The organism is Streptomyces sp. NPDC048392 (assembly GCF_043200575.1).
GTDB lineage: Bacteria > Actinomycetota > Actinomycetes > Streptomycetales > Streptomycetaceae > Streptomyces.
The window spans coordinates 1-13,029 of the sequence record NZ_JBICYB010000074.1 but is presented as its reverse complement, the minus strand read 5'-3'; the positions used below and the strand labels follow the sequence as shown (position 1 = coordinate 13,029).

The 13,029-nt window shown below is 73.1% G+C and carries 10 protein-coding genes; 5 read left to right on the top strand and 5 right to left on the bottom strand.

Annotated elements, in window-relative coordinates; all coding sequences use genetic code 11:
* Window positions 1-130: 130 nt before the first annotated feature.
* The 5 genes from ACGFYH_RS36715 to mtnA all read right to left on the bottom strand — a co-directional run bounded on the left by ACGFYH_RS36715 (window position 131) and on the right by mtnA (window position 7,080).
* Window positions 131-1,102 (bottom strand): ComF family protein, encoded by a 972-nt coding sequence (locus ACGFYH_RS36715; RefSeq protein ID WP_393807510.1) that lies wholly within the window; start codon window positions 1,100-1,102, stop codon window positions 131-133.
* A 230-nt stretch (window positions 1,103-1,332) separates the two neighbouring features.
* Window positions 1,333-3,180: an LpqB family beta-propeller domain-containing protein gene (locus ACGFYH_RS36710; RefSeq protein ID WP_393807509.1), complete on the bottom strand. Its 1,848-nt coding sequence runs from the start codon at window positions 3,178-3,180 to the stop codon at window positions 1,333-1,335.
* Entirely contained in the window at window positions 3,170-5,242 is a 2,073-nt protein-coding gene (gene mtrB, locus ACGFYH_RS36705) for an MtrAB system histidine kinase MtrB (RefSeq protein ID WP_393807508.1), read from the bottom strand. Before mtrB ends, ACGFYH_RS36710 begins: the two co-directional genes overlap by 11 nt.
* Before the next feature lies 1 nt (window position 5,243).
* On the bottom strand, window positions 5,244-5,933 hold the full coding sequence (gene mtrA / locus ACGFYH_RS36700) for a two-component system response regulator MtrA (RefSeq protein ID WP_003975799.1): 690 nt from the start codon (window positions 5,931-5,933) through the stop codon (window positions 5,244-5,246).
* Window positions 5,934-5,937: 4 nt separating this feature from the next.
* Window positions 5,938-7,080, bottom strand: a complete 1,143-nt coding sequence (mtnA, locus tag ACGFYH_RS36695) for an S-methyl-5-thioribose-1-phosphate isomerase (protein WP_393807507.1) — start codon at window positions 7,078-7,080, stop codon at window positions 5,938-5,940.
* Between the two features lie 138 nt (window positions 7,081-7,218).
* Here mtnA and ACGFYH_RS36690 point away from each other — a divergent pair, with 138 nt between their 5' ends.
* The 5 genes from ACGFYH_RS36690 to ACGFYH_RS36670 are packed head-to-tail and all read left to right on the top strand — an operon-like array spanning window position 7,219 to window position 12,892.
* Entirely contained in the window at window positions 7,219-8,592 is a 1,374-nt protein-coding gene (locus ACGFYH_RS36690; protein ID WP_393807506.1) for a glycerophosphoryl diester phosphodiesterase membrane domain-containing protein, read from the top strand.
* A gap of 37 nt (window positions 8,593-8,629) precedes the next feature.
* On the top strand, window positions 8,630-9,379 hold the full coding sequence (locus ACGFYH_RS36685) for a DUF4129 domain-containing protein (protein ID WP_393807511.1): 750 nt from the start codon (window positions 8,630-8,632) through the stop codon (window positions 9,377-9,379).
* Complete coding sequence (locus ACGFYH_RS36680) at window positions 9,376-10,593, top strand: DUF4350 domain-containing protein (RefSeq protein ID WP_393807505.1); 1,218 nt, start codon at window positions 9,376-9,378, stop codon at window positions 10,591-10,593. Before ACGFYH_RS36685 ends, ACGFYH_RS36680 begins: the two co-directional genes overlap by 4 nt.
* Complete coding sequence (locus ACGFYH_RS36675; RefSeq protein WP_393807504.1) at window positions 10,593-11,582, top strand: AAA family ATPase; 990 nt, start codon at window positions 10,593-10,595, stop codon at window positions 11,580-11,582. Before ACGFYH_RS36680 ends, ACGFYH_RS36675 begins: the two co-directional genes overlap by 1 nt.
* Window positions 11,582-12,892 carry a DUF58 domain-containing protein gene (locus ACGFYH_RS36670; protein ID WP_393807503.1) on the top strand — a complete coding sequence of 437 codons (1,311 nt, stop codon included), beginning with the start codon at window positions 11,582-11,584 and terminating at the stop codon, window positions 12,890-12,892. The genes ACGFYH_RS36675 and ACGFYH_RS36670 overlap by 1 nt, the downstream gene beginning before the upstream one ends.
* Window positions 12,893-13,029 lie beyond the last annotated feature (137 nt).

The following is a 13,029-nucleotide window of genomic DNA, read 5'->3' as shown; positions in this document are numbered from 1 at the left end:
ATCTTCTGTCTTCACACACCGATGATCACCGGTGGCCGCACCCGTTCCCGGACCAGCCCCGACCAGCAAGATCGCGATCTACAGCTGGAGTATTAGCCCTCTTATTACCTGCAACGGCGTGAGTTCTCAGTCAGTTCCGGTTTGTTTCGAAAGAATCTGGTGAAGCCGCGACCACTGCCGCGCAGATCGCTTCACGGATCACGCCACCGCCTCCGTACCAGCCCGCCATTCGGGGCTCGGTCTTCCGTTCCTCTCTGCCTTCCCCTGCCGCCGCCGGATACACAGCCGATCTCGCGCTCCAGTACGTGTCGGGTCCCGTCCGCGACTCAGCGGCGGCGGCCCGCACCGCGATCAATCCGCGCCGACCCGTCCGACCCGTCCGATCAGCCCAGCCGGTCCCGTCAGGACCGGCCGTCGCCGTGCGCACGGCACGTGCCGCCTCGGACAGCGACGCGCCCGTCGTCATCAGGTCGTCGACCAGGACGACCGGACCACCGCCACGCAGCAGTCCGCCACCACCGGGAGCCACCGCCAGCGCGCCGGTGAGGTTGACCAGCCGCTGCCGGGCGTCGAGCCCCGACTGGTCGGCCACGGCGCACCGCTGCCGCAGCACGGCCAGCACCCGGGCGGACGTCCCGGTGCGCCGCAGCTCCCCCGCGGCCGCGAGGGCGATCCGCCGCGCCGGGTCGTGCCCGCGCGTCCGCACCGCCCTGCGCGCCGAGGGCACGGGCACGAGCAGCACCGGGTCCCGTGCCCGTACGGCGCTCGCGTCACCGACGCCCGGCCGCGCCTCCCGGAGACCTGCCCGCACCGCCCCCGCCAGTGCCGCGCCGAGCGGTCCCGCGAGGGCCAGCGCACCCCGCTCCTTGTGAGCCAGCAGGGCGGCCCGCACCTCGTCCGCGTACGGGGCGGCCGCGTGCACCACAGGCAGGCCGGGTGGCTCCGGCTCCGGACGCACCCGGCACGGCGCGATCCCGCTCAGGGCCCTGCGGCACCGGGCGCACAGCACCGCCCGAGCCCTGCCGCAGCCTCCGCACTCCGCCGGCAGCACCAGGTCCGTGAGGTCCGTCCACCATCCGCGCAATTCCCGCATTCCCCGCATGGCCACCACTGTGCCAACGCCCTCGGAACCCTCGCCAGGGCTGTGGAAAACGTCGCCCGATCTCCTGTGGACAACTCCGGACGCCAAGCCTCGCGCATCCCCCGCACGAGTGAACGCTCCCCCGGAAACAGCCGTGTACAGCCGGGCACCGCAGTGCACGGACCGGCACCGGCACCGGCACCGCCGCCCCCGCCGGAGACCGCCGGAAACGGCCGGAGACGGCCGGACCCTCACCCCGGATAGACCGGCGCGCTCCCCTCCGCCACCTTCTGCCACTGCAGCCCGGACGGCAGCCGCACGATCAGGTCCTCCGAATACGCCACCAGCGGCAGCCGCTCGTCCTCGGTCGCGGCGATCTCCTTCACACCGGTCAGGGCCGCGGGCACCGAAGCCTCCGGCGTCGAGCCGTCGACCTGCACGTATCCGATCTGCTGGACGCCTCCGCTCTCGCGTCCGACCACCACGAGCCGGCTGTCGCCGGCCCACGACATCGCCGTGACCTCCTCCAGCTCGGGGGTGGCGGAGCGCAGTGCGAGAACGGTGACCGCAGGCGGTGCGCCGTCCTTCTCGTCCCGCTCGATCCGTCCGATGAGCAGCGACCGCTTGCCGTCCTTCTCCACGACGAGCGCGATCCGCACCCCGTCGGCAGCCACCCGTACGGCCTGGACCCGACCGTCGAGGCCCGGCGTCCGCACCTCCACCGGATCACCCGCGCCCGCCTTCAGCAGCAGCAGCCGCGGGTCGGCCGGGTCGCGGTCGGCGATCCACAGGTCGCCCCGCGCGTCCCAGCTGGGCGATGCCAGCCGGTCGGTCTCCGATTTGCCCTGGCTGATCAGTACGGGGTCGCCGAGCGAACCGCCCGGCACCAGCGAACCGACGTACAGCGACTTGCTGTCGAGACCGATCCCGGCCGCACTGTGTTCGTCGCGCGACACCGCCACCGCCCGCAGGGCCTTGCGGCCCTCGCCCAGGGGGCCGGGCACGGGCTCGGCCCGGGTCCCGTCGCTGCCGGCGGCGATCCGCACCAGACGGTCCTCGTCGTCGACGAAGTACAGGTAGTCGGGCCGCTGCGCCGAACCGCGCGTCGCGACCGTGTCGGCCCGGTCCTCGGAGAGCGAACACAGTTGCCTGCCGCCCGAGCGCAGATCGACCTCCTCCACCGCCGGGGTGAGGTTGTGCAGCGTGAAGAGGAGCTGCGCGGCCATCTCGTCGCACCTGTCCGCCCCGACGCGGGCCGCCTTGTCGTTCAACGGCACGGTCAGCTTGCTGCGGTCGTCGGGCGCCAGGACGACGTCGTCCTTCGCCAGCGCCGTTCCGCTCGGGAAGCTGGACCTGACCACGGGGCCGAGCAGGCTCGTCGGCCCGCTGAGCAGGGACTTCACCACCTGGGTCATCGGATCCACACGCCGGCGCACATAGACGGGGTCGGCGACGGCCGCCGGCTCCCGGCTCGAAGCGGCCTCGGCGTCCGCCGCGACCGCGGTGCTGGAAGCGAAGTAGTAGCGGTTGACCGACATGTAGTTGCGCTGGAAGTCCGACTTCCCCATGACGACGCCCTGCGGCAGCACGTCGATGCGCCACTGTCCGCTCTTGCTGTCCCGGGTGAGGTGCACCGACCCGCGGTACGGGCCGGCGGCCGGCGAGTACGACTGCTGCGCGTCCACCGTGGCGACCTTGGTGCCGGTCAGGGTGACCGAGTAGTCGTTGCCGTCCTCGCGGCTTCCCGAGTGGTCGGACTCGGTCCCCGGGCCGCCCGCGAGCACCGTCGCCGACCGGTCCGGCCGCCAGTTCTTCGCGGCGTCGCCGGTCAGGTACTTGCGCGCCGTCTCGTAGTGCGGATCGTCGCTGGTCAGCGCCTCCAGGAAACCCTGCACGATATCGGCGGGCGGGGCGTCCTCCTGCGGCGGCATCGCGAACACCCGCACCTGCGGGTCCTGCCGGGGCGTGGACTCCACCCCCCGCAGGTCGCCGCTGTCGGGCATGGACGCACAGCCCGCCAGCAGTACGAGGCCACTGACGGTGTACGCCATCACGCGTGCCGGTCCCCGCCGACCGCTCCCCTCGCGGTCAGCGCCCACGAGATGCCTCCCCCTGCCTGCTCGAATCCTCCGGTACGGCGTCCGGGCGGCTCCCCGCCTCCGGGGCCGGCCCGCCGTCCTGTCTCCGGGCGCCCGACGCGGGCCTCGGCACCACGCGCGCGCCGTTGCCCGGCAGCGCCGTCGGGTCGGCCGTGGGGGCCGACGTGGCCTGCCTCGGCGTTATCGACCCCCGCGCGGGGGCTGGGGGCGCCTGCCCGGCGGACACCTGCGCCGGGACGCCGACCGACTTGTCCGCGCCGTGCGGCAGTGCCGTCTCGGTGAGGCCCGCGTCGTGGAGCCCGCGGTTGCGGCGCGAGTCGGTCGGCTCCAGCGGTATCGGCGAACCCCTGAGCGGCTCGTCCGCGGTCCTGGGCAGCGTCAGCCGGAACTGCGAACCACCGCCCGGCTCACCCCAGGCCTGCAGCCAGCCGCCGTGCAGCCGCGCGTCCTCCAGGGCGATCGACAGGCCGAGTCCCGTGCCGCCGGTGGTACGCGCGCGTGCCGGGTCGGCCCGCCAGAAGCGGCTGAAGACCCGGGTGGCCTCGCCCGGCTTGAGTCCGACGCCGTAGTCGCGCACCGCGACGGCTACCGCGCCCCCGGCGGAGGCGAGCTTGACGAGGACATCCCGGCCCTCGCCGTGCTCGACGGCGTTGACGACCAGGTTGCGCAGCACGCGCTCCACGCGCCGGGCGTCCGCCTCGGCGACGACGGGCTGCTGGTCGCCCGCGACGCGTATCCGCGTCCCCTTGCGCTCGGCGAGCGGCTCCGCACCGCTGACGACCCGCCGTACGACCTCCCTGAGGTCTATCGGCTCGGCCTCCAGAGCCGCGGCGCCCGCGTCGAAGCGGCTGATCTCCAACAGGTCCGCGAGCAGCGTCTCGAACCGGTCGAGCTGGTCGGCGAGGAGTTCGGCCGACCGCGCGGTCACCGGATCGAAGTCCACGCGCGCGTCGTGGATGACGTCGGCCGCCATCCGTACGGTCGTCAGCGGCGTCCGCAGCTCGTGCGACACGTCGGAGACGAACCTCCGCTGCATCCGCGACAGGTCCTCCAGCTGGCTGATCTTCAGCTGCAGGTTCTGCGCCATCTTGTTGAAGGCCTCGCCGAGCCGGGCGATGTCGTCCTCGCCGGTGACCTTCATACGTTCCTGCAGCCGCCCGGCGGACAGCCGCTCGGCGATGCTCGCCGCCATCCGGACGGGCGTGACGACCTGGCGCACCACGAGCCAGGCGATGGCCCCGAGCAGGACGACGACGAACAGCCCGGCCGTCGCCAGGGTGCCCCTGACCAGGCTGAGGGACTTCTCCTCCTGGGTGAGCGGGAAGAGGTAGTACAGCTGGTACGGCTCACCGTTCGGGTCGTTGACCTGCTTGCCGATGACCAGTCCGGGCTGGGACGCCTGGTCGGAGTTGTAGACGATCCGGGTGTAGCTCTGGGCCGCCGCGGTACTGCCGTCGATGCGCTCGCGCAGGTTCTCGGGGACGCTGGCCGACCAGTCGACCAGACCGGAGGCGCGCGGGCCGCGCCCGCTGCCGCTGTCCCCGCCCATGGGGAGGGTGACCACGTCGAAGGCGCCCTGGCCGCCACTGGAGAGCGACTTCACCAGCTCACTCATCCACTGGATGACGTTCTGCGCGGGACGGCCGTCCGCCGGGGTGCTGTCGTCGCCGCTGGCGCTCGCCGCTTCCTCCGCCTTCTGCTTGGCGGCCGTGAACCCGCCGGTGGCCTGGCTCTGGGATGCCTTCACCTTGGCGTCCAGCAGTCCGTTGCGGACCTGCCCGATCACCACGAACCCGAGCAGCAGCACCACGCCCAGCGACATCAGCAGGGTGGTGGCGACGACCTTGAGCTGGATGTTGCGCCGCCACAGCCGCATGACCGGCAGCAGCGGACGGCGCACCCAGCGCGTGAAGAGACGGAGCACCGGGCTGCCCTGCATTCCGCCGTGCAGCAGCCCGCCCTCCAGCATGCGGCTGAAGCGCGAGCCGGCGCGCGGGTGGCCGACAGGCCGTCCGGCGCGGGCACCGGACCCGGGCGCCGAAGCGGCACTGTCCCTGGTCATGTCAGCTCGGCCCGGCCTTGTAACCGACGCCGCGGACGGTCACCACGATCTCCGGCTTCTCCGGGTCCTTCTCGACCTTGGAGCGCAGCCGCTGCACATGCACGTTGACCAGCCGGGTGTCGGCGGCGTGCCGGTAGCCCCAGACCTGCTCGAGGAGCACCTCACGCGTGAACACCTGCCACGGCTTCCGGGCCAGCGCCACCAGCAGATCGAACTCCAGCGGTGTCAGCGCGATCGACTGTCCGTCCCGCTTCACGGAGTGGCCGGCCACGTCGATGACCAGGTCGCCTATGGCGAGCTGTTCCGGTGCCGGTTCCTCGGACCTCCTCAGACGCGCCCTGATACGGGCCACCAGCTCCTTCGGCTTGAACGGCTTCACGATGTAGTCGTCGGCACCCGACTCCAGACCCACCACGACGTCGACGGTGTCGCTCTTCGCCGTCAGCATCACGATCGGCACCCCCGACTCCGCCCTGATCAGGCGGCACACCTCGATGCCGTCCCGACCGGGCAGCATCAGGTCGAGCAGAACCAGGTCCGGCTTGGTCTCCCGGAAGGCGGCCAGCGCCTTGTCGCCGTCGGCTACGAAAGATGGCTCAAAACCCTCACCACGCAGCACAATGCCGAGCATCTCGGCCAGTGCGGTGTCGTCGTCGACGACAAGGACTCGTCCCTTCATAAACGACATCATCCCATTAGCTAATCGTTACCTGGGGTGACCTGGCACACAGCTCCGCCAGAACCTCGGCCGTCACGGGCGAAACCACGCCCTCCTCGGTGACGATCGCCGTCACCAGTTCGGGCGGAGTCACGTCGAACGCCGGGTTGTACGCCTGGGTCCCCAGGGGTGCCACCGGAATTCCGCCTCCCGTTCCCGCCACCGGCACCTGGGGTGCTGTGACCTCGGTCACTTCATATCCGGGACGCTGTTCCACCTCGATGGACGCCCCGTCCGGCGTGTCCCGATCCACCGTCGTGACCGGAGCCACCACGATGAACGGCACATGGTGGTACCTCGCGAGCACCGCGAGCGGATAGCTCCCCACCTTGTTCGCCACCGAACCGTCGGCCGCGATGCGGTCCGCTCCGACCAGCACCGCGTCCACCTCACCCGCCGCGAACAGCGAACCTGCCGCGTTGTCGGTGAGCAAGGTGTACGCCATGTCGTTGCGGGCCGCCTCGTATGCCGTCAGGCGAGCACCTTGCAGCAAGGGACGCGTTTCGTCCACCCACAGGCGCCGCAGCCGCCCCGCGCGGTGGGCCGCGAGCGCCACCGCGAAGGCGGTCCCCTCACCGCCCGACACCAGCGAACCGGTGTTGCAGTGCGTGAGAACGCGGTGCCCTCCCGCGGGCAGCAGCTCGTCCAGCAGCGCCAGCCCGTGCGCGGCCATCCGGGCACTGGCTTCGGCGTCCTCCCGGTGCAGCGCCCGCGCCGCGGTCAGCGCGGCCGCGGCGGCCTGCCGGGTGTCGCCGGTCCTGGCGAGCGCCTCCCGGTGGGCGGCCTGCGCCCGCCGTACTCCGACGGCGAGGTTCACCGCGGTGGGCCGGGCGCCCGCCAGCGCCGCCGCGGCCTCCTCCACCTCGAAGCCCCGGACGGCGGCGAGCGCGACCCCGTAGGCGCCCGCGATGCCCAGCAGCGGTGCCCCGCGCACGGCTAGCGAGCGGATCGCCTCCACCAGCGCGGCCGCGTCCGTGCAGACCAGCTCCACCTCCTCGGTCGGCAGCCTGGTCTGGTCCAGCAGGACCAGCACCGGCCCTTCGGGGGGTTCCTCCCAGCGAAGGACCGGCATCCCGGTCGGCCGCGTGCCCTCGCCGCTGTGCGCGTCCTGATCAGCCATGTGGTCAGTCTGCCCCCTGTACGACGGACAATTGAAGGTGCGTAGCCCATACCGCGCCCGGCCCGCACCCGACGCCCCCATGGCACGATGGGCCAACCTGCCGCCGCGACCGCGGACGGGCACCGTGAAGGAGCGACGATGAACGACACTCCGGGCTGGGCCTCGCCCGGATCCGCCCCGTCCGACGGGCGGGAGCCCGGCACGCCCGGCCCCGCCGAGCCCGCCGACCGCCCCGCCGGCCCCGGCCGGCCCGCACCGCCCGCGGACCGGCCGGGTGCGGAACCGACGAGCCCCGGCACGAAGTGGTCCAAGGAGCAGCCCCCTCCAGGCCAGTGGTCCGCGCCCACCGGTCCCGCGGACCAGGGCCAGGCCCCGCCTCCTCCACCTCCCGGCCCGGGCTGGGGCGCCCCGCCGTCCGGACTCCCCGCAGGCGGCTACGGAGGCTACGGAGGCCCCGGCGGGCAGGGCGGCGGCTACGGCGCCCCCGGGGGGCAGGGCGGCTGGGGAGGCGGCTGGGGCGGTCCCCCGCCCGCGGCCAAGCCCGGCGTGATCCCGCTCCGCCCGCTCGGCGTCGGCGAGATCCTCGACGGCGCGGTCTCCACCATGCGCACCTACTGGCGCACGGTCCTCGGCATCTCCCTGACCGTCGCCGTCTTCACCGAGGTCATCGTCGTGCTGCTCCAGGGCCTCGTCCTGGACAACACCAGCACCGAGGCCCTCAACGACCCCGACGCCACCCTGAGCGAACTCGGCGACGCGCTGACCGACACCACGATCAACTCGGGCGTCATTTTCCTGGTCTCCCTGATCGGCACCGTACTGGCCACCGCCCTGCTCACCAGCGTCACCAGCCGCGCCGTGCTCGGCAGGCCGGTGACCACCGGCGAGGCGTGGCGGGACGCCCGCCCTCAAGTGCTCAAGCTGTTCGGCCTGATCGTCCTGCTGCTCCTGATCGTCGCCGTTCTCCTCGCGGCCGGCATGACACCCGGCCTGCTCATCACGGCCACGGCAGGCGGCGAGGCCGGAGTGGCCCTGACCGCCCTGGGCTTCTTCGCGGGCGGCGTCGTCGCGGTGTGGCTCATGGTCCGCTTCTCGCTGGCGTCCCCCGCGCTGATGCTGGAGAAGCAGGGCATCAAGCAGGCGATGGGCCGCTCCGCGAAGCTGGTACGCGGCTCCTGGTGGCGCGTCTTCGGCATCCAGCTGCTCGCCACGGTCATCGCCAACGTGGTCGCCTCGATCATCGTCATCCCGTTCACCTTCCTCGCCGCGGCCCTCGGCGGCGACGGTGTCGGCGGCTTCCTGGAGGGCACCGGCGACCTCGGCTGGACGTTCCTCGTCGTCAGCGGCATCGGCTCGGTGATCGGCTCCATGATCACCTTCCCGATCACGGCAGGCGTCACCGTGCTGCTCTACATCGACCAGCGCATCCGGCGCGAGGCCCTCGACCTCGAACTGGCACGTGCCGCCGGCACCCGGGGCTCCGGCGCCCCCGGCGCCGTCCCGGGGAGCTGATGCGGTGAGTCCGGCGGGGGGAGTTCTCACAGAGGTGCTGGCACGCACCGCCGCACGCACCGCGTCGCGCGCCGGCGACGCCACCGTACTGTCGCTGGCGGGCTCCGGCGACGACCCGCCGGTGACGATCCCGCGCGACCCCGCGCGGGAGGCCGCCCGGCGCGAACTGTCCAAGCGCATGTACCACGAGAACGACCCCAGCTGGTTCCAGCGGGCCCTCAACGCCTTCTGGGACTGGATCGAGGAGCTGTTCAGCAGGGCGTCCACCGCGACGCCCGGGGGGACGCTCGGGCTGGTCGTCGTCGTCCTGGCCGTCGTGGCGGTACTGGGCGCCCTCTGGTGGCGCCTGGGCACCCCGCGCCGCGGGCCGGCCTCCGCGCCCACCCTGTTCGACGACCGCCCCCGCAGCGCCGCCGACCACCGCGCCGCCGCCCAGGCACACGCCGCCCAGGAACACTGGAACCAGGCCGTCCAGGAGCGCATGCGGGCTGTCGTCCGCGCCCTGGAGGAACGCGCCCTGCTCGACACCCGTCCCGGCCGCACCGCCGACGAGGCGGCCACCGAGGCCGGCCGCGCCCTGCCCGCCCACAGGGACCGACTGCACACCGCCGCACGGGACTTCGACGACGTCACATACGGCGGCCGACCCGGCACCGAGCAGTCGTACCGGCGCCTCACCGAACTCGACCACGACCTGGAACGCAGCAAGCCGCACCTGGCGAGCAGCACGGCCGGCGGCCCCACCGGCGACGCGGACCGGGACACCCGCCGGGGAGCCGCCGAATGACCACCGAGGCCACGCTCCCCACCACCCCGGCCTCGCCGACCGCCCGCCAGGTGTGGATCCGCGCGCGGGGCATCGCGCTCGCCCTCGTCCTGCTGCTCGTCGGGGCCGTCGCGATCGCCGTCGTCCGCTCCGACGCCCGGCACGGCGATCTCGACCCGCGCTCCGCCGACCCCTACGGCAGCCGCGCCGTCGCCGAACTCCTCGCCGACCGGGGGGTCTCCACGCGCGTGGTCTCCACCCTGGACGAGGCGCGCGCCGCGGCCGGCCCGGACACCACCCTGCTGGTCGCCGCCCCCGACCTCCTGACGGAACGCCAGCAGACGGCGCTGTGGTCCGCGGCCAACGGCTCGGGGGGACGCACCGTCCTCGTCGCCCCCGGCGGCCCTGCCGTCGAACGCCTCGCCCCCGGCGTCACCGCCGACCCCGCCCTCAGCTTCGACTCGACGCTGGCCCCCGCCTGCGACCTGCCCGCGGCACGGCGCGCGGGCGACGCCGACACGGGCGGCATCCGCTACAGCACCCACCTCGAAGCCGACGCCTGCTACCCCAGCCGACGCCTGGCCACCTTGCTGCGCGTCCCCGACACGACCACGGAGGCGTCCCCGGAGGGCCCTCCGGGCGACACCGTCGTCCTCGGCGCCCCCGACACCCTCCGCAACAACCGCCTCGACGAGCACGGCAACGCCTCGCTCGCCCTCCAACTCCTCGGCTCCCGCGACCACCTGGTCTGGTACCTCCCCTCCCTCACCGAACTCCCCGAACCGGACGACGAACGCAGCTTCTTCGACCTGCTCCCGTCCGGCTGGCTCTGGGGCACCCTGCAACTCTTCATCGCCGCCGCCCTCGCCGCCCTGTGGCGGGCACGCCGACTCGGCCCCCTGGTGGCCGAAAGACTCCCCGTCGCGATCCGCGCCTCCGAAACCGTCGAAGGCCGCGCCCGCCTCTACCGCAAGGCGAACGCCCGCGACCGCGCGGCCACCGCTCTTCGCTCCGCCACCCGCACCCGCCTCGCCCCCCTCGTAGGCGTCCCCGTCCCCCAGGCACACACGCCCGAGTCCCTGCTCCCCGCGCTGTCCGCCCACCTTCACGAGGCACACGGCGACGGACAGCCCCTGCATGCCCTCCTCTTCGGCCCGCCGCCCGGCGACGACGCGGCCCTGATCGCCCTCGCCGACCAACTCGACGCCCTCGAAAGAGAGGTACGCCGTCCATGATGGACCCGACCACTGACAACGCCGGGCAGACCGCGGCCCCGGGCAACGCCCGCACCGCACTCGAAGCCCTGCGCGCCGAGATCGCCAAGGCCGTGGTCGGCCAGGACGCCGCCGTGACCGGTCTCGTCGTGGCGCTCCTGTGCCGCGGCCACGTCCTGCTCGAAGGCGTCCCCGGAGTCGCCAAGACACTTCTCGTCCGCACCCTCGCCGCGGCCACCGAACTCGACACCAAGCGCGTCCAGTTCACTCCCGACCTGATGCCGAGCGACATCACCGGCTCGCTGGTCTACGACGCCCGTACCGCCGAGTTCTCCTTCCAGCCCGGCCCGGCCTTCACCAACCTGCTTCTCGCCGACGAGATCAACCGCACGCCCCCGAAGACCCAGTCGTCCCTCCTCGAAGCCATGGAGGAACGCCAGGTCACCGTGGACGGCACGCCCCGCCCGCTCCCCGAGCCCTTCCTCGTCGCGGCGACGCAGAACCCGGTCGAGTACGAGGGCACCTACCCCCTCCCGGAAGCCCAGCTGGACCGCTTCCTGCTCAAGCTCACCGTCCCCCTCCCCACCCGCCAGGACGAGATCGACGTCCTCACCCGCCACGCCGCCGGCTTCAACCCGCGCGACCTGCGCGCCGCCGGTGTGCGCCCCGTCGCGAACGCCGCCGACCTGGAGGCCGCTCGCGCGGAGGTCGTCAAGACGACGGTCTCCCCGGAGATCATCGCCTATGTCGTCGACATCTGCCGCGCAACCCGCGACTCACCGTCCGTCACGCTCGGGGTGTCCCCGCGCGGAGCCACGGCACTGCTGTCGACCTCGCGCGCGTGGGCCTGGCTCACGGGCCGCGACTACGTCACGCCCGACGACGTGAAGGCCCTGGCCCTCCCGACCCTCCGGCACCGCGTCCAGCTCCGCCCGGAGGCCGAGATGGAAGGCGTGACCACGGACTCGGTCATCAACGCGATCCTCGCCCACGTCCCCGTTCCCCGCTGATGGCGCTCACCGGACGCGCCGCGCTCATCGCGGCCCTGGGCTCCGTCCCCGTCGGCATCTGGGACCCCAGCTGGACGGGCATTCTCGCGGTCAACGCCCCGCTGGCCGCCGCCTGCGTCTGCGACTTCGCCCTGGCCGCCCCTGTACGCCGCCTGGGCCTCACCCGCACCGGCGACACGTCCGCACGCCTGGGCGACACCGCGGACGTCACCCTGACGGTCACCAACCCGTCCAACCGCCCGCTCCGGGCCCGGCTCCGCGACGCCTGGCCACCCAGCAGCTGGCAGCCCGGCACGGAGACGGCGGCCTCCCGCCACAGCCTGACGGTGCCCGCCGGCGAACGCCGCCGCGCGACCACCCGTCTGCGCCCCACGCGTCGCGGCGACCGCCAGGCCGACCGCGTCACCGTCCGGTCGTACGGCCCCCTGGGCCTCTTCACCCGCCAGGGCACCCACCGGGTCCCCTGGACCGTGCGCGTCCTGCCTCCGTTCACCAGCCGCAAGCACCTGCCTTCCAGACTGGCTCGCCTGCGCGAACTCGACGGCCGCACCAGCGTCCTCACGCGCGGAGAGGGCACGGAGTTCGACAGCCTGCGCGAGTACGTCCCCGGCGACGACACCCGTTCCATCGACTGGCGGGCGACAGCCAGGCAGTCCACCGTCGCGGTACGCACCTGGCGCCCCGAGCGCGACCGGCACATCCTGCTCGTCCTCGACACCGGCCGTACCTCGGCCGGCCGCGTGGGCGACGCCCCTCGCCTCGACGCCTCCATGGACGCCGCCCTGCTCCTGGCCGCCCTGGCCTCCCGCGCCGGCGACCGCGTCGATCTCCTGGCCTACGACCGCCGAGTTCGCGTCCTGCTTCAGGGCCGCACGGCGGGCGACGTCCTTCCCTCTCTGGTCAACGCCCTGGCGACCCTGGAGCCTGAGCTGGTGGAGACGGACGCGCGCGGGCTCACCGCCACCGCCCTCCGATCGGCCCCTCGCCGTTCCCTGATCGTCCTGCTCACGACCCTCGACGCGGCCCCGATCGAGGAAGGGCTGCTGCCCGTCCTGCCACAGCTGACTCGACGCCACTCGGTGCTCGTGGCCTCGGTGGCAGATCCGCACGTCTCCGCGATGGCCGAGGCCCGCGGGCACACGGACGCCGTCTACGAAGCCGCGGCGGCCGCACAGGCCCAGTCGGAGCGCCGGCGCACCGCCGACCAACTCCGCCGACACGGAGTCACGGTCGTCGATGCCACCCCGGACGAGCTTCCTCCGGCTCTCGCGGACGCCTACCTGGAACTGAAAGCGGCGGGGCGACTGTAAGCGGCGGGGCCAGAAGGCCCCGCCCAGTCCCAACAGTCCCTCAACGCAGAAAACCCCGCACCGTTCCCGGTGCGGGGTTTCCTCGCAATGATTGTTCGGCGGCGTCCTACTCTCCCACAGGGTCCCCCCTGCAGTAC